This is a genomic window from Clostridium sulfidigenes (assembly GCF_000732635.1).
In the GTDB taxonomy this organism is placed as follows: domain Bacteria; phylum Bacillota; class Clostridia; order Clostridiales; family Clostridiaceae; genus Clostridium_J; species Clostridium_J sulfidigenes.
In genome coordinates, this window is sequence record NZ_JPMD01000003.1 from 61644 (window position 1) to 80613 (window position 18970).

The following is an 18970-nucleotide window of genomic DNA, read 5'->3' on the forward strand; positions in this document are numbered from 1 at the left end:
TTTTTACTGTCCTTCCTATAGCTTAGTTATAGTGCTATGCTTAAATCTTTCTTTAACTTCAGCTTGCTTAGCTTTATTAAAGTTGCGATAATCTGTAGTCAAATATCCTGTAACTCTTCTAAGTTGTTCTATTTCTTCACTATGGCAAATTGGACATCTATCATTAAATTCTCCTTGATAGCCACACTTTAAACAAGTATCTATAGGGAAGTTAAATGCTAAATAAGGAATATCTAAGCTAAAGGCATAATCTATTATTTGTTCTATTGCTTTTGGATTTTCTACTACAGAACTATCTAACTCTACATAAGTTATACATCCTGAAGTGGGATATTTAGTAAATGGAGCCTCAAGTTGTAACTTAGTAAATACATCTATATTTTTCCAAACTGGTATGTGATGTGAATTAGTTATCCACTCCCTGTCCGTTACATTTTTTATAATTCCAAATTCATCCCTTAAACCTTTAATTTCTCTATTTCCTGTTATTATAGTTCCACAAGTAGACTCAATTGGCGCTGCATAACAACCAAAGTTCAAATCATATCTTTCTGAAGCTTCCTCTGCAAACTTTGAAATTCTTTCCACCACCGATAATGCAAACTTATGAACATCCTTATCATCACCATGATCTTTTCCAAAGAGAGCTTGACACATTTCTGCAATACCTGCATATCCTATAGCTTGGCTTCCATGTTTCATTACATCATAAATACAAGTGTCTGAGTCATATTCTCCACCTAACATACTTTTATTTCTATACATGAAAGGGGCCGATTTAGCACTTTGTGAACATATATATTTAAATCTATCTACTAAGGCTGTAGCTGAAAGTTCTAAAAGCTCATTTAATTCATTCCAAAAACCTTCAAGATTAGCTTCTTCTCTTTCTCCTAAACATATCCCATGTTTTATACCTACTTTTACCAAGTTAATTGTTACTGGAGTAACATTTCCTCTTCCTACCTTTGAATATCCCATACCATGTCTATCAAATCCAACTAAGGTTCTACATCCCATAGTTGCCATAGCTGTATCTGGATTACTTAAATCTTCTACATTCTTACTCCAATCACAGTTTACCCAGTTAGGATATATTCTTTTAGACATAGATTCTATAGCTAACTTCTTTAAGTCATAGTTTGGAGTTTCTTCTATATCATTAACCCCTTTTTTATATTGGAAGATTGCTATTGGGAATATACTTGTTTTATGATGTTTTCCTATTCCATCTATACTAGCAAGCATAAGCCATCTAGTAAGCATTCTACCAGCAACTGTAGTTCTTCTTCCTAAATTTATAGATGTAAATGGTACTTGGGAACCTGGTCTTGATTCTAGTGTATTCAGATTATGGTATAAGCCTTGAGCTGATTGCATACCCTCTCTATCTAACTCTCTTAATGCAAAAGCTGTTAGCTTAGGATATTTCTTCTTTAGCTCTTCTTTATTTTCTACGCATATTTCAGAATCTAACTCTTTCCAGCTTATTTCTTTATCTTCAAAGTAAAAAAGTGCATCAGAAAAATGCTTTTTGAAAGATATATCCACCTGCTCTTCTAAATCATAATCTATATGGCAACTTCCTGTACCTCCAAATTGTTCTTGGCTTTGTATTTGGAATATTACTGCTACTAATTGAAATGCTGTAGATAGTCCATTAGCTCCTCTTACATCCCCATTTCTAGTAATAAATCCATTGTTAACCAGTTTCTTTATATCTGGGAAACTACAATTATGCATTCCCGTAGCATAACTATCTAAGTCATGTATGTATAATCTATTTTCAATATGTGCCCTTGCTATTTCAGGCTTTATTACCTTATCTAGGGTATACCTTTTTAATATTACATTTGCACTTTCAAATTTACGACCACCAAAACTATGCTCGTCCACATTAGCATTGGAGTTCATAATATCAGAACATTGAAGTACTTTATCTAATTTTTTATATGTATCACCATTAGTATCTCTTGCAATTCTACGCTTTTCACGATAATCTTCATAGGCCTCTGATACAGTTTTATCTTTATTATTTAAAGCCTTAACTACTATGTCTTGAATTTCTTCAATAAACAGTTCTTCTTTTCCTAACTCTATAATAGTTTTTTCTATGTTAATTTCTAAGTCACTCCAATGATCTTTAAACACAAAGTCATTTCCATGGACTTCTTCATAAGCTTTTTTAATGGCTATATGTATTCTCTCCATATCAAAGTCTTTAACTCTTGAATCCCTTTTAATAATACTTAATTTCATATTATTCCTACCTTCCCTGAAATTTTTAATTACTACTTTTGTCCCTCAGCAGTAAATTTTTCATATTTTCATGGGCTATGAAAATATAAAACCACAGATAGATTTATTATATCTTTCACTCTATTTTAAATCAATGTCTATAAATTGAAGTAATCTACATATACCTACTGTATTAACATTTAATTCTACCTCATACTCTTTTTATCTTTATCAGATTCTAAGTACATACTATTTCAACTTATATAATCCAACTCTGATAATGTTCTCGTATCAATTTAACTCTTGCTTTAACTTACTTTTAAAAGTTATGAATAAAATTACTCTATTTTTGGAAACTTAGTAATAAGATTTAAAAATTTGGAGGTAATAAAAAATGAATTTTAAAGATAGTGAAACTCGTATTAACTTAATGAGATCCTTTGCTGGTGAAAGTCAAGCAAGAAATAGATATACTATTGCTGCAAGTTTTGCAAGAAACGAGGGACTTTACATAGTTGAGCAAGTATTTAATTACACTGCAAATCAAGAATTGGCTCACGCTAATCAATTTTATCAAAGACTAAAAGAAGAGGCAGGAAATAATATTGCAATAGGAAATGGATCATATCCTGTAGACTTATATGATTCAACTCTAAAATTGTTAAAAGCCGCTCATCACAATGAATATGAAGAATATGATGATGTTTATAGTAATTTTTCTAAAATTGCTAAAGAAGAAGGGTTTAATGCTATTTCCACATTATTTAGCAACATAGCTTCTGTAGAAAAAATTCATGGAGATAGATTTAATTATTTTGCTAAGCAATTAGAAGAAGAGACTTTATTTAGACGTGATGAATCAATTCAATGGTTTTGTACTAATTGTGGATATATATATGAAGGAAAGGAAGCTCCTAAATCCTGTCCTGTTTGTCTACATCCTCAAGGCTATTTCATAGAATTCTGTCGTTCTCAATTTGGTTCTAATTACACTACAAAATAAATTTTTATATTTTTAAGAAACTTTACAATGAATAATAACAAATATAAAAGCCATACTAACTTTGTAGTTAATACAAAAACTTTTTAAGGAGTGAATTAAAATGGATAAAAATGAATCTATTAAATGTACAATCAACAACTGCAAGTACAATAATCGTAACGAAAACTACTGTACATTAAATCAAATTAAAGTGGGAACTCATGAAGAAAATCCTACAGTAGTTGAATGTACAGACTGCCAATCTTTTGAACTTAAGTAGAATATAATTAAACGTAACCCCTTACTAAAAAATACTATATGCAATACAAAATTATATTGCATATAGTATTTTTACACTTATTTAAGCGAAAAAATTATTTAGGTCAAATATAATCCATCGTTTTAGTTTAATATTCATATTAATTATACTTATAAGGATTAATATGAACCATGCAATGCTTGATATTATGATTTTTTTCGACACCATGGTGTATGTTTATTGCTATGTCATGTCCTTCTTCTACTGTAAGTTTTGAGTCTACAGACACTTCTACATCTACATATACTCTACTAGCATGTTGTCTCGTTTTTATACTGTCAATATGTCTTACGCCCTCAATAGTCTGAAGTTTTTCATTGATATCACTTATAATTTCTTCATCTGCAGAAGTATCTATTAATTGATTTATACTTTGCTTTAATACATCACAGGCTACTTTTATAATTACAACACAAATAACTATGGCAACTACTGAATCTAAAATTGGCCATCCCTTTCTAGCTCCAACTATTCCAATTAAAGCTCCCACTGAAGAAAAAGAATCTGATCTATGATGCCAAGCATCTGCTCTAAGAGCAGAGCTATTTATTTTGTTAGCATATTTTATTGTATAAAAATACATCCACTCTTTAACGATAATAGACAATATAGCAGCCCAAATAGCAAGGATTCCTGGATTCTTTATTTCTCCTAAAACAATATTTTTAATACCGGAATATCCTATAGATATAGCAACTACAAAAAGCATTATAGATAGAAACAAAGAAGAAATACTTTCAATTCTTTCATGTCCATAAGGATGGCATTTATCATCAGGTTTATTAGAAAGCTTTAGTCCTATTATTACCCCTATAGTACTAATTACATCAGAAAAAGAATGGATACCATCTGCAATCATCGCATTACTACTAGACATAATACCTACCAATACTTTAATTGTTCCTAAAATGGCATTAACTAAGATTGTATTTTTACTAACTCCTACACCTATACTTGTTCTTTCATCCATAAATTTCCTCCATTATCAATTGACTTTAGTCTAATGTTGAACCACTATTATTTTTTTCCTTAATATCGAAAATCAACAATAATATTGCCATACACCAGATAAAATATATTATTATAATACTCAGTTACCCTTAATTTGTGAGTTTTCTCAATAACTTTCTTGTACAATGTATTATCAATTGATAATGAATCTACTTTAATTATCTGTAGTTTAAATATAATTTCTTGTTTATCTTTTTAAATAAATTCCATCTTCCAACTTAAATAACCTGTTTCTTCATTCTTTTCATATCTAAAATAAGCAGCAAAGGTATTTCCTTTCTTACTTCTCAAATTTCTAAATCCTACTTTGCCATTTTTAAGAAGTATTTCTACCATTTCTTTTGTAACCTTCTTACCATAGGATTCAATGTATTTATCATTCTTCCAAATAGTGAATTTACAACCATTCTTCCAGTTACTACATCCAAAGCTTTTTTCTCCTTCCACTACTGGATTTCCGCATATAGGACAATTACCTACACTGACCGTCCCAGGAGAAAGCTCTATCTTTATTTTGGATAACATTGATGTATCCTTTTTTATAATTTCCACAGATTTACTAGTAAAATCACAAATATGCTTAATAAAGGTGTCCTTTTCTACAGTTCCTTTTTCTATATCCGATAGAGTTTTTTCTAGCTTACCGGTGTATTCTAAGTCGAACAAATCCCTTACAGGGAACATCTCTACCATTGTCCTACCTAACGCTGTACAAGTTAGGTTTTTTCCTTTAGTAGTAATATATCCTATATCTTTAAGTTTTTTAATAGTTTCAGCTCTAGTAGCTGGTGTTCCTATACTAAAACCGCTCAATATGGACTTCATTAATTCTTCCGAAGTTTCCTCTAAATTATCTTCTGAAGAGTTTTCATCATCATCATTATTTTCTTCTTTTCCTAAACTCTTACCACAGGTTTCCATAACCCTTAACAAAGTCTTTTCTGTATGATTTTTAGGTGGCTTCTTTGTTACGGTGTTAACTTTATTTCCTACAATATCCACTACTTCCTTTTCCATAACTAAAGGAAGTATAGTGTCCTTAGTTTCTATCTTTTCTACCACACGCCAGCCTTCAACAATTTGAACTTTACCCTTGGAAACAAATACGCCTTTAATATTTTCCTCATAAACCTTAGCCGTAATTTTTGTTTCCTCAAATTCAGCAATAGGCATAAATTGCATTATAAATCTATTTTTCACTGCATTATAAACAATTGCTTCATCAGCACTAAGGTTGCTTGGTTTTATATAAGTTGGAACTATAGCACTATGACTCTCCACCTTAGAATTATCAAAAACCCTTTTAGTTTTTGCAAATTTTATTTGATTTTCGTATGGTAGACCCTTTTTAAGACTCTCCAAAACCTTCCTTGTTCTATCCTCTAAGCTTTCTTCCAGAACAATACTGGCAGTTCTAGGATAAGTAATAAACTTTTTTTCATAAAGAGACTGGGCAACCTTTAAAACCTTATCCGAAGTCCATCCTTTAAATTTACTAGTAACATGACCTTGAAGATTTGATAAGTTAAATAGATAAGGTGGATATTCTCTTTTCTTCTCTGTTTGCTTATCAACTATCTCTGCTCTTTGTCCTTGTAATAATTTACCTATATTACTTAGATAGGACTTTTCCTCAAATTTTTCTGAATCATTTTCATAATATAGACCTTCGTACTCTTCATTAGCCTTAGTCTTAAAGGTAGCCGATAACTTATAATAAGTAGTAGCCACAAAGTTTTCAATTTCCATGTCCCTATCATAGATTATCTTTAGAGTTGGTAATAACACTCTTCCTATGTTTAGCATTTTAACATCTTCAAATTTATATCTCAAAGTTGCCACAGATGTAAGATTTATCCCAATAACCCAATCTGCCCATTGCCTTCCTATTCCAGCATCTTGTAAGGACTTCATTTCTTTATTAGGCTTTAAAGCTTCCATACCCTTTTTTACTTCATCTGGAGTCCACTCATTTAAAAGAAGTCTATATACAGGCTTTTCTTCATGGAAATATATAAACAATTCATCTGCTATAACCTGACCTTCTCTATCAAAGTCGGTGGCGGATATTATTCCATCTACATTCTCTCTATCTATAAGTGATTTAATAATGCTAAGCTGTTTCTCAGCTCCCTTATCAGTAATATTTCTATTAAGTGAATCACTTTTTATCTTATATTTAAACTCCTTAGGTATAAATGGAAATTTAGAAAACTCCCACCCTTTCATGCTTTCATCATAATCTTTAGCATCATATAGTTGTAATAAGTGACCAAATGCCCATGTAACTAAATAATTTTCACCCTCAAAGTATCCATCTTTTCTAGTTTTTATATTTAAAGCTTCTGCAATATTCTTTGCCACGGATGGTTTTTCCGCAATAATAACCTTAGCCACATCTCTCACACCTTACTTATTTTCTCTTACTTAAATAAACAGAGTTCTTTGCTTCAGAGGGAGTTTTTACTCCCTCTGAAGGTTAGAAATCGTTATCCAGGGTCGTAGCCGCTCTTTACTCCCACTTTGAAGAAGATGGGAGTATTAGAGCGGGTAGTCATCGGATAAATTTACTTATATTCATAGTTATTTATAATTCTTAAAACTTTTCACTTAATTATACAATAAAATAAAACTTTATTAAAACTAGACATTTATTTTACAATATAAACTTTTTTTTGACTAGCCCCTAAGATAGGAGATTATGCTTTATCCGAGGTAATAATATAGAGATTTCATCTATATGAATATATAAATATTTTCATATATAAATAAGGAGCTATTTTAAATAGCTCCTTTGTTAATACTTAACAACTAACTTATCTTAAACTAGCCCTTCTAAATATATATTGAACAGCTAGGTTCCAAATCAAGCAATGCTCCGAATCTTTGAGATGCTGTAAAAAAGCAAATTAGTGCAAAAAGCTCTGAGATTTCTTTTTCACTGAATAGCTCTCTTAAACTTTTAAAAGTCTCCTCTGTTAAAACTATATTCTTTGAAATCATATCTGCAATTTTCGTTGCCATTCTTATGTTTTTATCCTCTATATCTTCAGAAGGCTTTCCCTTTGCCATACAATATTTACATCCATTGTTAAAAGCAAGAGTACGTCTTACTTCTTCTTTTAACTCATAACCAAAAGTTTTAGATTTTAAAAAACTTATTTCTAAATTAGTCCAACCTTTCATTATCTCACTGTTATATCCAAGTAGTTGTTCAAATGGTGTTATCCCCTCATTTGAAAAATTTATTTTTGTCATAATATCTCTCCTTTATTAATCAAATCTAATTTTATTAATATTATATATAAATAAAATTGAATTTTGTATTTCATATGACATATAATAAAACCTATATATATATCATACAAAATATTAAAAAGGAGAAAATATTTCAAATGAAATTTGACGAAATTGATGTAATGATTCTATCCGAATTAGAAAAAAATAGTAGATTATCCATAAGAGAGTTGTCAAAGCGAATTAACCTATCCCCATCCTCTGTTACAGAGAGAGTAAAAAGACTTGAAGATAACAGAATAATAGAAGGCTATACTATTACTATAAATAAAAAGAATCTTGGTCTATCCATTGATTGTATAATAAAAATCACCATGAAAAATGGTGAATATGAGCGATTCAAAAATTTTATTAAAGACTACAATCATAGTGAATGGTGCTATAGAATTGCTGGGGATGGTTGTTTTTTAGTTAAACTTTCAGTTAAAGATTTAAGTGACATTGAAGAATTTATTAATGAAGTATCTCCCTATGCAACAACTAGTACTAATATTGCATTCTCAGAAGTAGTCATAGAGAATTCTATAAATAAGTTTTTAATATAAGTTTTTTACTCTGTCCATAGTTCCTATGTTAAAATACTCTGATCATAATCCTGTTACCGTAGTGTTTAGATTAAAATAAAAAAAGGAAATCTCCATGAACTACATGTAATTCATGGAAGTTTCCTTTTGTATAGTTAATTATAGCTTATATTTTTTTAACGAATTCGGATTTTAAACTCATAGCTCCGAAACCATCAATTTTACAATCAATGTTATGGCCATCAGATGCATCAGGAACTAAACGTATATTTTTTACTTTCGTTCCTATTTTTATTGATGATGAAGCACCTTTTACTTTAAGATCTTTAATTATTGTTACAGAATCACCATCTTGTAACACATTTCCATTTGCATCTTTTATAACATTAATATCTTCATTATTTTCATTTTCAGCTTGTACTCCCCACTCGTGAGCACATTCTGGGCAAACAAAAATACTTCCATCTTCGTAAGTGTATTCTGAATTACATTTTGGACAATTAGGTAAATTACCCATAACTTCATTTCCTCCATTCGCTACTATAGTTCTGATACATAAGATTCACTTTATAAAATAATATATACAGCTTCTTATGTTCTTATATACTATCATAGTCTTCCTATATTGACAAATTCTATTTATAATTAAACTCAAGCTTTCCAATACTTAATTACAGAAATCTCATCACCAGGTTCTATCCATCCTTCTTCTAATACTTGAGCAAAAATTCCTTCTCTAGGCATAACACATTCCCCTGTAGTCTTCATTATTTCACAGCCCTTATGACATTCTTTCCCAATCTGTGTAACCTCCATAATAACTTCTCCAATGGAAAGCTTTGTTCCTATGGGTAGTTCATATAAAGTTATTCCTTGTGTTGTTATATTTTCTGCAAATATTCCTGGGACTAATTCTTTATTTATTTTCCCTCTAAGCTTATCTATGCTTTCTTCTCCTAACAAGCTAACTTGTCTATGCCAATTACCACCATGAGCATCTCCCTCTAATCCGAAGTCTATCTTAAAGAAACCTCTTTTTATAGGTGTTTTTATAACCCCTTTCTCAGTACTTATATTTATACTAATAACCTTTGCCATAGCCATCTTCTCCTAACTTTAAAAATAATTAATCTCTCCAGATTTTCCACCAATCTTTCGAAATAGTCTAATATCACTTATAACCATTGATTTATCTACTGACTTACACATATCATATATAGTCAATGCCGCTATGGATACCGCTGTTAACGCTTCCATTTCTATTCCGGTTTCCCCTCTTGTTTTAGTTGTAGCTATTATATCTACCTTACTTTTCTCATGATCTAGCTGAAAGGTAATATCACACCCTGACATCATGATAGAATGGCACATTGGAATTATATCTGAAGTTTTCTTTGCTCCCATTATCCCACCCACTTGAGCTACAGAAAGTACATCTCCCTTTATAATTTCCCCTTTGTCTATTTTTTCTAAAGTAGATTTCTTCATATAAATAGAACCACAGGCTATTGCCTCTCTATCTGTCTTTTTCTTTTCACTAACATCTACCATTCTAGCTCTTCCTTGCTTATTTATATGAGTGAATCCTTCATCTATTTGAACATCTTTAATCATATGTTATCCTCCTATTTGAAACATTTGCTTATTGCTTCTACTTTTTCCTTCCATAGATAGTCTATGTCCTAATGGCTTATTATACATAGCTCCTAAAATCTTTTTCTTAAGAATACTATATTCTCTACTCTCTCGTAAATCACAGTATGATAAATTATATTTTTTTAATAAATCTCGTACATCTGATAGAATATTAATTTCCTCTTCACCATGCAAACAAGACTTAATTCCACCTTCAGCAGTTAATCTAACTCTATTACACTCACTACAAAAATTACAACTTAAAGGACTAATAAATCCAATTCTCCCTTTTCCCTTACTACTTTTATAAAGTTCTGCCGTTGAAGATACTCTATGATCTTCAGGTATAAGATTATGATGTGACTCTACTATATCCTTATAGGGTATAAAATGATTTTTAAATAACTCTGTACCTGCTCCTATAGGCATTAATTCTATAAACCTCACATCTATAGGCATTTTCTCTGCAATTTTAATAAACTCATCAACCTCATCTAAGTTTATACCTTTCATAAGCACCACATTAATTTTCACCGGAGTAATGCCCTTATCTAAACATACTTCTATACCTTCTTTAACTTTTTTAAGATATGATCGTCCTGTTATTCTTTCATACTTGTCTTCCTTTAATGTATCCATACTAACATTTACTCTATTTAACCCAGCCTTCTTTAATTCATCTATTTTATCTTTCAAAAATATGCCATTAGTAGTTAAAGATATATCTTTAATTCCTTTAACTTGGGATGCATTATATATAATCTTAGAAATATCCTTTACAATCAACGGTTCTCCACCAGTAAATCTAACTTTCTCAACACCATATTCAGCAAATATTCTAATAATTAAATCTATTTCTTCTATAGACATTTTCGAACTAACATAATTTTGATTACACTTTCCTTCTGGCATGCAATACATACATCTTAAATTGCACCTATCCGTAAGAGAAACTCTTAAATAATTTATGTTACGTCCATGGGAATCTTCCATAAATACTCCTCCCTTTATACTCCCTATAAATCAACTTCACTCCTAGCACATTCTGAAGTTTCTCCAGATAAAATCTTTAATCCATGATCTAAAGATGGTAAAATAAACTCTATATTTTCTTTAGCACCTCTAGGACTTCCTGGTAGATTTATAATTAAAGAATTCTTTCTAATACCTGCGATTCCTCTAGACAGCATAGCTCTTGGTGTAATTTCCATAGACTTCATTCTCATAAATTCTCCAATACCAGGTATATACTTTTCTATAACTTGTAAAGTTGCTTCTGGAGTTACATCCCTCTTTGAAAATCCAGTTCCTCCATTAGTAATTACCAAGGGTATATTTAATTCATCACACATATATATAAGTTCTTTTTTTATATCTTCAACTTCATCAGGTATAATTTTATAATAATGAACTATATATTTATTTTTTTCTAAATACTCCCTTAACACTTGCCCTGTCTCATCTATACGCTGTCCTTCAGAACCTTTATCACTTATAGTTAAAATTGCAGTTTTTTTCATACTATAACCTCCATAAAGTTATTGTTAATTCAAATATTTAGATAAATATAATTTTTATATTAAACGCAAAATTATATCCTGACAATCTCTCAGTTTTTATTAATATCAATTATATCACATTTATTATATTTTATGTAAATATATTCAATTTTTTTCAAATTGTACATTATAAAAATAATTAGTTTCCCTACTTTTCTTTTCTATAACATACCTTTTAATACATAATTTCAATTACAAATTTTATGTATCTTTACATTTATTCCTTGATGCAAACCTTCTACAAGTGTAGAATATAATTATATACTACATTTGTAGAAGTGATAATAATGGTTAATACTTTTTCAACCAATTTTAATGGAGGTGTAGATAACATGAAAAAAAGATTTAAAAATATTTTTGATAGAAAGAAAAAGCTTAATGGTATCTCCTTGTTATGTATTATAGTTTTCTTTAGCATAGTTATATCATCCCTAATTGCTTGTGAAAGAGTAAATCCTTCTCCTGATAAAGCCGTTGCAGAATCTTTCATAGAAAATTACTATAATATTTCAGACTACACTTTAGCAGATCAACTTTCTAAACTTATTGAAAGTTCTCTTGAAGGACGTGCTCCTTCTAATGGGGAGACAGGTATTGTTACACTTTCTCCTGAAGATGAAACTAAAATTAGAGAAGCTTGTTTAAAAAATATAGGTGATTCTATTACTTCTCAATTAGGTGATGAACTTATTTTAAATAGATTTCCCCTATCTTCTATAAAAATGGCTAAGGACTATGAATACACCACTACCATATCTAACATTATTCTTGATAAAATCTCTAGTGATAATGATACCGAAGCTTACTACAAATATAATGCTGATATTAATATAATATATAATGATGGATACAAGGAAAAGCAAAATCTAGAAGGAAAAATTAAGCTAATAAATAAAAATAAAAAATGGCTTGTTTCTATTTTTACTCCACTGACAGAAATATTACCAAATAAAAAATATTATAATCCACAAAATTTAGATTCTCATTCACTGCAAACTAATGATTCTACCTCTATAAACCATGATATTAGCTCCGCTGAAGAATTTTGTAATTTATATATGAATGCTATGATAAACGAAGAATATTCCTTCATTTACAATTACACAGTTAATTCTTCTAATAGTGCTACTTTGGAAGAAGGTCAAAAAATATGGGATGAAATAGATATTGACTATGTAAAAATACGTAATACTGAAGTAAGAAATAATAAAGCTTATTACGAACTAGAAATAAACGTTAAAGAACCAGGAAATTCAGCCTTCGATAAAGGTGTAACCGTCAGGTGGCTATATATATTTTATAGTAAAAAAGATAATACTTGGGTTGCAGAGGGACTTATGTCTGATGGTAAACCAGATGAAAGCTGGTGGAATACTATTTATGGTGGTTAATACTAATATTATAAGCCAATAAGTAGAGACTACTCTCTACTTATTGGCTCATTTACTTTCTCGTATAAAGTTATAACATCCTCAATATTTTTTCCTTCAGTAATATTATAATCTTCATCAACCTCATCTTCCTTTTCTTTTTTCCTAAACCCTATTTTCCATTTTGTATCTTTTTGTATAACTTTATCAGCTTTTTTAAATAGGCTTAGAATTATAAATATGATTAAGGCTGCTGTTAAGGATAGTGCATAAAGTCCTCTCCCTACTGCTAAACCTAAGCATGCTACAGTCCAAAGAGTAGCAGCAGTAGTTAATCCCCTTACAGATCCCTTATCTCTTAAAATTGTACCTGCTCCTAAAAAACCAACACCACTTATTACCTGAGCTCCTAATCTAGCTGTATCAACTTTTAGAACTTCAGCATACATAGGATTTTGAGCAATAATCATGATTTTTTGTAGATCATACTCTGCTATTAAAGAAATAATTGTAGCTCCTAAGCATACTAACATATGAGTTCTAAACCCTGCTGGACTATTTTTAAATTCCCTTTCATATCCAACGAGTCCGCCTACTATAACGCCTACTATAAGCCTTTCTAACACTACTATATAATCCATAATTTCCTCCCCATCATAGTATAATTACTTATATTATATTCATAGGTTTTATATTGTTTAAAAAAATGTTATAATTACTTTACAACTTAAAGGCAAGGAGGATTTTAGATAATACTTTAAATTTATCTAAATAACAGTTATATGAAAAGAAAAGAAAATTTAATTCGTATAATTACCGGAATAATCTGTGGATTATCTGTATTATCTCTAATAGTTACCATCGTCTCATCTTTTTCTATGCTTTTAGGATTTGACGTAAATATTCAATCAAAATTATTAACTTTAATAAGCACATCTGATATTATATCTACTGAAATATCATCTTTACTCATACTTATTTGTATGTCCATTGGAGTTATTGTTTGCTTAAATATAAATAAAAATTCAACTAATTAGAATAATAATATTAAAAACTAATCCCAATGAAAAAATTATATATTTTCATTGGGATTATATATTTTTTATTGTCTAAAATACATGTCTACTAGTTCTGGAAACCTATCTATTTTATAATCATAATCTTCCACACTCCCAAATCCATAAGATGCATACACAAAAGGTATTCCTGCTAACCTAGCTGCATTTCTATCTCCTTGTGTATCCCCAACATACATAGGATTCTTTAAATTATTTCTATTAATTATGAGTTTTATATTTTCACCCTTTGTAAGTCCCGTTCTTCCTGGATGTTCAAAATCTATAAAATATTTTTTCATGTTATGAGCATGAAAAAAAGCTTCTATATAACCGTGGTGACAGTTACTAACTATAAATAGCTTATATTTTTGTGAAAGCTTCTTTAAGGTTTCTTCTAGTCCTTGAAAAAGGATTCCTCCATGAAGCGGTAAATATTCATTTTCTTTCTTACAGCAATAATTCATAAATTCAATTGCTCTTTCTTCCTGCAAATCTGGAAGAAGGATCTTAACTAAATCTATAACTGGTACCCCTACTACTGATTTTAATTTTTCCTTTGTAATTATTGCATCTATATCATTAAAATCCTTTATAGCTTCATTCCATATTTCTACAATCGCATCTAATGAGTCCCACATAGTTCCGTCTAAATCAAATATAATGCTATCTACTGTCTCTAATATCATAAACTCACTCCTAAATATCTTATTTTCATTAGTAATTATTCATAATTAGGCTCCAAATAACCTATTTTTTTGCCATGTTCCTTCGCATATTTAATTTCACTTCTGGTGCTAGAGCCTATATACCCATTCTTATTTATAACAAAGATTTCATCTGCCATATCAATTTTTCTTTTATGAATATCATCAAGCATGATTTTAATTTCATCTGTAATTATAGTTCCAAATTCACCATCTGCGTGGCCGAATAATCCTACTGATATTACAATTATCCCCTGAAGAGTTAACTCCTTTTGAACTTTTATAAAATCCTCTTTAAACTTTGTACTTCCGCATAAAGTTACTACTTTATATTTACCCACCATTTTATACTCACTTCCCAACTTTTAAATGTAAAACTATAGCAAATTATAAGTTACCATTCTTACAAAAGAAGTTATCAAAAATTTTAATAATACACTAACATATAAATTATATCATAATATTCTAAAATATTTTGTTAATGGACACTAAGTGGATTTGATATCTTTGCCATGTAGTTCTAATTTACTTAATTCTTCCTCAATAATACTCTTATCTAATCTTTCAAATAAAACATGAAAATTACTTATATTTACTCCTGAATTTAATTGAATCTCTTTCCACCTATTTTCTTCGCAATAAAACCAACTTTTAATCTTTTCTGAGGACTCTGGCAAAAATGGATTTAGAAGATTTGCTAGGTTTACAATAGCATATAAACAATTATAAATAGTATTTTCACACTGTTTATTATCTTGTTTTATGGTAATCCATGGCATTTCTTCATCAAAATATTTATTTATACTTCGTATAAATGTAAATATTCTTTCTATGGCAGATTTTAAATTTCCTTCTTCTATATTTTCCCCAATATTTTTATATAATTCTTCTATAGTACTTTTAATTGACTCTTCAACTTTTCCTTTTGGTACCTTGCTATTAAAATTCTTCTTAACAAATACCAAAGTTCTATTAACTAGGTTTCCATAAGCTCCCAATAATTCACCATTATTTTTATTTATGAACTCCCTCCAAGTAAAATCAGCATCTCTTCTTTCAGGTCCATTTGCAATAAAGAAATATCTTATTAAGTCACTATTATATCTATCTACTATATCTGGTACCCAAATTGCCCAGTTATTACTTGTTGATATTTTCTTTCCTTCTAAAGTCACATATTCACTAGAAATAACCTTATCTGGATTTCTTTCTGGTCCTGTTCCTCTTAATAATGCTGGAAGTATGATTGTATGAAATGGTATATTATCTTTTCCATGAATATAATATGAAATACTGCTACTATTCCAATAATCACTACAATTTTTATTATTTTCTTTTCCCCACTTCTCACTTACAGTTAAATATCCCAATACCGCATCAATCCATACATATACTTTCTTATCTTCAAATCCTTTAATTGGTATATCTATTCCTATATCTAAATCCCTAGAAATAGCTCTATCTTTCAAACCTTCATTTAAGTATCTTTCTGTACTATTTACTGCATTTATTCTCCAGTTTTTTCTAGACCTTTCTAAATGCTTTCTAAGTCCTTTTTCAAAAGTAGATAATGCAAAGTATAATTGTTTAGTGGATTTTACTACTGGCTTACTACCACATAATTTACACAGTCTATCCTTTAACTCTAAAGGATCTAGAAGGGTTGAACAACTTTCACATTGATCACCTCTTGCAATACTATTGCAATGCGGACATACTCCCTCTACATATCTATCAGGTAAAAATTGTTTGCACTCCTCACAATAAACTTGACTTACTTTTTTTTCATATATTAAGCCTTTTTCATATAGACTTATAATTATCCTTCTTACTTCTTCTTTATGCTGATTATCATCAGTTCTTGAATAACAATCATAGCTGAAATTTAACTTATCAAAACAATACTTAAATTCCTCATGATATCTATTAGCTATAACTTCTGATAATACACCCTCTTTTTTTGCTCTAATAGAAATAGGTGTTCCGTGACAATCACTTCCTGAAATATATAATACATCATCCCCTTTTGCTCTATAATATCTAGCTATAACATCTCCAGGCAATAATGCTGCAATATGTCCTATGTGCAACGAACCATTGGCATATGGCCATGCTCCTCCAATTAAAATATTCATTCTACGCTCCTCCTCTTATACTATTTAATTTTTCACTTCTCCAAATTATAAATTTGGAGTAAAACTAAAAAACTCCCGCTCCTAAGAAATTAATCTTAGGAACGAGAGTTAAAACTTCGTGTTACCATCCTACTTCATTTACATTTCACAATATAAATCTCTTCAAGTACGCTATAATTAAAATTGCTTATATGAAATTTATTCCACGACTAGTACATAGATAAAATTTCTCATAAAAATCCTGTTTATAGTTATACTCTATCACTATTACGGGTGAACCCGTTGCAGCCTTAATATTAAATCTCGGTGCACTGCTCCAAGGCCATTTTCTCTTTAATATCCTTTGCTTCTTCTCACCAATGAAAGCTCTCTGTATAAGTATTCTTAAAGTTACTTTCCTTTTCTTTGCATTTAGCTATTATACTTATAATTATATATATATTTACCAACTTGTCAATTGAAGTTTAAAACTATTAATTATTAATAGTTTTTATTACAAATAAAAAATAGTAATATTTAATTATTATCATCAAAACAATAATGCATTTTATAACTAAACTATCTAAAATTATAAGTGGAAATGCCATCATAAAATCAGCAAATAACAATATAGTCATCTTTTGTTTTAAAGTCATTGCCTTTTCCTTTACAAAACTATCTAGGTGTTTTTTATATATCTTTGTGTTCTTGAACCAAATATCAAATCTCTCAGACCCTTTTACAAAGAAAAAAGAGGCTAACAGCAAAAATGGTGTTGTAGGGAGTATAGGTAATATAATCCCTATCGCTCCAAGTGTAAAACATATCAACCCTACAGATACACATATAAACTTTTTACACTTATTCATAGTAACTCCCTTCCTAAATCCTTATAGAGGTAATCATTTTAATATGTATACATTATAATAACCAACAATTAATTTCAATATATTTTATCAATTATTTTTTTCTATTTTAATAATTTAAATCTTTATCTTTAGTGAACAAGACAAAAACAGAAAAAGCCTACCATCTATATGGTAGACTTTTTCTGTCTGTGTCTTGTTTAATGTCTAGTTCTTTTAAAATTATAGGGAAATTTTAAATGAAACTAATTATATATATTAAATTGTTAATATATAGCATAAAAAATTTGTTCTATAATGTTATTATAATACAAAATACTAAAATTTCAAAATATATTTTTCTACAAAATTTTAATTTTTTCTTAATTCTAGTCTTTTATTCCAATATATTAGGGTATACTCTATATAATATCATCTCTAAAAATATTTAAATTAATTTTAACATATTCTTTAAGGTGTTATTACTTTTAAAAGTAGCTTATTTCCTACAAACTGTAAACGTTTATAGGTGGTATTAATTAAAGTATATCACTATTATATTCTATGTCAATTCATTACAATAAAGTGGAATGCTAATTTTATTTGTACTAATATATACTAATTTAAAATTAAATATGATATATTTAATTTTGTTATTAATATAGTTATAGGAGAATTATTATGGAGAATAAATTTAAAATAACAAGCCCTAGATATCAACAAATAGCAGCCGATGTTGCAGCCAAAATTGTTGATGGTCATTATAAAGTTGGTGATAAGATTTATGCAAGATCTTCTCTTGCAAGTCAATATGGTGTCTCATCTGAAACTGCAAGGCGTGCTATTTGTGTATTATCAGACTTAAATATTGTAGATACTTCAAAAGGTAGTGGAGTTACTATAAAGTCCTACGAAAATGCTATAAAATTCGTTAAACAACATGATGATATTAATACTATAAGTAATCTAAAGCAAGATATTATTGATAGTGTTGACAGACAAAAAAAAGAAATAAAATTTTTATATGGATGTCTTTCTGATTTAATAGATAAAACTGATAGATTACGCTCTGTAAATCCATTTACACCATTTCAAGTAGAAATAACATCTGCTACACCTTATATTAATAAATCTGCATCTGATATAAACTTTTGGCATAATACTTCAGCAACAATAATAGCAATCAGAAGAAACGACTCTTTACTTATGTCACCAGGACCATACGCAGTTTTTCAAGAAAATGATATATTTTATTTTGTTGGAGATGAAAATTGCATTGAGCGTGTAAAAAAATATTTATATCCCTAATTTAAA

General features: G+C 29.3%; 20 protein-coding genes. 6 read left to right on the forward strand and 14 right to left on the reverse strand.

Features of this window, described 5'->3' with window-relative positions; translation table 11 throughout:
- Window positions 1–15: 15 nt before the first annotated feature.
- The gene (gene nrdD / locus IO99_RS02775) at window positions 16–2259 is read right to left on the reverse strand and encodes an anaerobic ribonucleoside-triphosphate reductase (protein ID WP_051823880.1); all 2244 of its coding nucleotides are present in this window, start codon (window positions 2257–2259) and stop codon (window positions 16–18) included.
- Between the two features lie 373 nt (window positions 2260–2632).
- On the opposite strand from nrdD, the gene rbr reads away from it, so the two are divergent.
- Window positions 2633–3241: a rubrerythrin gene (gene rbr, locus IO99_RS02780; RefSeq protein WP_035129934.1), complete on the forward strand. Its 609-nt coding sequence runs from the start codon at window positions 2633–2635 to the stop codon at window positions 3239–3241.
- Window positions 3242–3341: 100 nt separating this feature from the next.
- Window positions 3342–3500 (forward strand): DUF1540 domain-containing protein, encoded by a 159-nt coding sequence (locus IO99_RS18625; RefSeq protein ID WP_084178046.1) that lies wholly within the window; start codon window positions 3342–3344, stop codon window positions 3498–3500.
- A 139-nt stretch (window positions 3501–3639) separates the two neighbouring features.
- Here the strand turns inward: IO99_RS18625 and IO99_RS02785 are convergent, their stop codons facing one another.
- The 3 genes from IO99_RS02785 to IO99_RS02795 form a co-directional block, all read right to left on the reverse strand.
- Window positions 3640–4509 carry a cation diffusion facilitator family transporter gene (locus tag IO99_RS02785; protein WP_035129936.1) on the reverse strand — a complete coding sequence of 290 codons (870 nt, stop codon included), beginning with the start codon at window positions 4507–4509 and terminating at the stop codon, window positions 3640–3642.
- 236 nt (window positions 4510–4745) lie between these two features.
- Window positions 4746–6947 (reverse strand): type IA DNA topoisomerase, encoded by a 2202-nt coding sequence (locus tag IO99_RS02790; RefSeq protein WP_035129939.1) that lies wholly within the window; start codon window positions 6945–6947, stop codon window positions 4746–4748.
- 438 nt (window positions 6948–7385) lie between these two features.
- Window positions 7386–7808, reverse strand: a complete 423-nt coding sequence (locus IO99_RS02795) for a carboxymuconolactone decarboxylase family protein (protein ID WP_035129942.1) — start codon at window positions 7806–7808, stop codon at window positions 7386–7388.
- 137 nt (window positions 7809–7945) lie between these two features.
- Between IO99_RS02795 and IO99_RS02800 the strand changes: the two genes are divergently transcribed.
- Window positions 7946–8392 (forward strand): Lrp/AsnC family transcriptional regulator, encoded by a 447-nt coding sequence (locus IO99_RS02800; protein WP_035129945.1) that lies wholly within the window; start codon window positions 7946–7948, stop codon window positions 8390–8392.
- Between the two features lie 145 nt (window positions 8393–8537).
- On the opposite strand, the gene IO99_RS02805 is transcribed toward IO99_RS02800, so the two are convergent.
- The 5 genes from IO99_RS02805 to IO99_RS02825 form a co-directional block, all read right to left on the reverse strand.
- Window positions 8538–8888, reverse strand: coding sequence for a zinc ribbon domain-containing protein YjdM (locus IO99_RS02805; RefSeq protein ID WP_035129948.1), 351 nt, complete (start codon window positions 8886–8888; stop codon window positions 8538–8540).
- Window positions 8889–9022: 134 nt separating this feature from the next.
- Complete coding sequence (locus tag IO99_RS02810) at window positions 9023–9469, reverse strand: MOSC domain-containing protein (RefSeq protein WP_035129951.1); 447 nt, start codon at window positions 9467–9469, stop codon at window positions 9023–9025.
- An 18-nt stretch (window positions 9470–9487) separates the two neighbouring features.
- On the reverse strand, window positions 9488–9967 hold the full coding sequence (gene moaC, locus IO99_RS02815) for a cyclic pyranopterin monophosphate synthase MoaC (RefSeq protein WP_198028549.1): 480 nt from the start codon (window positions 9965–9967) through the stop codon (window positions 9488–9490).
- A 21-nt stretch (window positions 9968–9988) separates the two neighbouring features.
- Entirely contained in the window at window positions 9989–10999 is a 1011-nt protein-coding gene (gene moaA / locus IO99_RS02820) for a GTP 3',8-cyclase MoaA (protein ID WP_035129957.1), read from the reverse strand.
- A 23-nt stretch (window positions 11000–11022) separates the two neighbouring features.
- Complete coding sequence (locus IO99_RS02825; protein WP_035129960.1) at window positions 11023–11526, reverse strand: MogA/MoaB family molybdenum cofactor biosynthesis protein; 504 nt, start codon at window positions 11524–11526, stop codon at window positions 11023–11025.
- Between the two features lie 371 nt (window positions 11527–11897).
- Between IO99_RS02825 and IO99_RS02830 the strand changes: the two genes are divergently transcribed.
- Window positions 11898–12956 carry a hypothetical protein gene (locus tag IO99_RS02830; protein ID WP_156964275.1) on the forward strand — a complete coding sequence of 353 codons (1059 nt, stop codon included), beginning with the start codon at window positions 11898–11900 and terminating at the stop codon, window positions 12954–12956.
- A gap of 29 nt (window positions 12957–12985) precedes the next feature.
- Here the strand turns inward: IO99_RS02830 and IO99_RS02835 are convergent, their stop codons facing one another.
- Complete coding sequence (locus IO99_RS02835) at window positions 12986–13576, reverse strand: MgtC/SapB family protein (RefSeq protein WP_051823881.1); 591 nt, start codon at window positions 13574–13576, stop codon at window positions 12986–12988.
- 141 nt (window positions 13577–13717) lie between these two features.
- Between IO99_RS02835 and IO99_RS18945 the strand changes: the two genes are divergently transcribed.
- Complete coding sequence (locus IO99_RS18945; protein ID WP_156964276.1) at window positions 13718–13972, forward strand: hypothetical protein; 255 nt, start codon at window positions 13718–13720, stop codon at window positions 13970–13972.
- 65 nt (window positions 13973–14037) lie between these two features.
- Here IO99_RS18945 and IO99_RS02840 read toward each other — a convergent pair whose 3' ends face one another.
- The 4 genes from IO99_RS02840 to IO99_RS02855 form a co-directional block, all read right to left on the reverse strand.
- Window positions 14038–14679: an HAD family hydrolase gene (locus IO99_RS02840; RefSeq protein ID WP_035129965.1), complete on the reverse strand. Its 642-nt coding sequence runs from the start codon at window positions 14677–14679 to the stop codon at window positions 14038–14040.
- A gap of 35 nt (window positions 14680–14714) precedes the next feature.
- A complete protein-coding gene (locus IO99_RS02845) occupies window positions 14715–15041 on the reverse strand; it encodes a hypothetical protein (protein WP_035129968.1) in 327 nt (108 codons plus the stop codon).
- A gap of 144 nt (window positions 15042–15185) precedes the next feature.
- A complete protein-coding gene (gene metG, locus IO99_RS02850) occupies window positions 15186–16832 on the reverse strand; it encodes a methionine--tRNA ligase (protein ID WP_035129971.1) in 1647 nt (548 codons plus the stop codon).
- Between the two features lie 473 nt (window positions 16833–17305).
- Window positions 17306–17680, reverse strand: a complete 375-nt coding sequence (locus tag IO99_RS02855) for a YbaN family protein (protein ID WP_035129974.1) — start codon at window positions 17678–17680, stop codon at window positions 17306–17308.
- 657 nt (window positions 17681–18337) lie between these two features.
- Here IO99_RS02855 and IO99_RS02860 point away from each other — a divergent pair.
- Window positions 18338–18964: a GntR family transcriptional regulator gene (locus IO99_RS02860; RefSeq protein WP_035129977.1), complete on the forward strand. Its 627-nt coding sequence runs from the start codon at window positions 18338–18340 to the stop codon at window positions 18962–18964.
- Window positions 18965–18970 lie beyond the last annotated feature (6 nt).